The organism is Sphingomonas sanguinis (genome assembly GCF_001476905.1).
Taxonomy (GTDB): Bacteria; Pseudomonadota; Alphaproteobacteria; order Sphingomonadales; family Sphingomonadaceae; genus Sphingomonas; species Sphingomonas sanguinis_B.
Genome location: NZ_LDTE01000201.1, coordinates 1 through 959, shown reverse-complemented (window position 1 = coordinate 959; position 959 = coordinate 1). Strand labels below are relative to the sequence as shown.

The 959-nt window shown below is 66.4% G+C and carries 1 protein-coding gene and 1 pseudogene; both read left to right on the top strand.

Annotation, left to right across the window (positions count from 1 at the left end; genetic code table 11):
* A pseudogene (locus SB4_RS20170) lies at positions 1-298 on the top strand (phage portal protein); the annotation flags it as partial.
* 1 nt (position 299) lies between these two features.
* On the top strand, positions 300-959 hold a 660-nt coding region (locus SB4_RS18565), incomplete at its 3' end, for a S49 family peptidase (RefSeq protein ID WP_058753732.1).

The window sequence follows — 959 nt, the reverse complement described above, 5'->3', positions numbered from 1 at the left end:
GGGCATCGAACAGGCGATCACGGTCCGCATGCTGCCGCCCGACATTCGCGCGGCGGGCGTCCGCGCGAAGTTCAATCTGGACAGCATGTTGCGGGGAGATGCCGCGACCCAGTGGAAGAACGCGGTCCTGGCGCGGACGGGATCGATCATGAGCATCGACGAGATCCGCACCGGTTGGTTCGGGCTCGCGCCGCTCAATGAAGACTGGTCGCGCGACCCCCGCGCCGCCCTGAACAGCAACCGGGCGGCCGATACCGCAACGGGCGGGGAAACCGCGCCACAGGACAAGGTGAACTAAGATGGACATGACCGTCGCGTCCGCCCTGTGGGCGATGCATCCCGACTTTCTTGCCGCGCAGCTGCGCTCCAGCACGATCGATGCCATGCTACCCGATAGCGTGCGGGGCTTCGCGTCGCTGATGGGGGGGCAGCCTCAACAGGCCAAGCAGGTCGATCCGATCCGCGACGGCGCTACAATGATCCTGCCGATCACGGGCACGCTGGCGCCACGTGGCCTGAACGGCTCGACCTATTACGATGTCATCGCCGATCGTGTGCGCGAAGCCGGAGCGGACGCCAAGGTCGGGGCCATCGTCCTGGCGATCCGCTCGCCTGGCGGTTACGTCTGGGGCTGTGCGGAGACCGGCGATGCGATCTACGAGGTCCGCCAATCCAAACCGGTGATCGCGGTCGCCGATCCGTATTGCTTCTCGGCAGCCTATTGGCTGGGCACGCAGGGCAGCGGCTTCTACTGCACGACCAGCGGCGAGGTCGGCTCGGTCGGGGTGAGGTCGGGTCACACCGACGTGTCGGGGTTCGAGGACAAGATCGGGATGAAGACGACGCTGATCGCGTCGCACGACGACAAGATCGCCGGTCATCCCTATGCGCCGCTCGACGACGCGGCCCGGGCAGAAATTCAGGCCTCTGTCGACGAGAGCAACGCGGCGTTCGCGGCA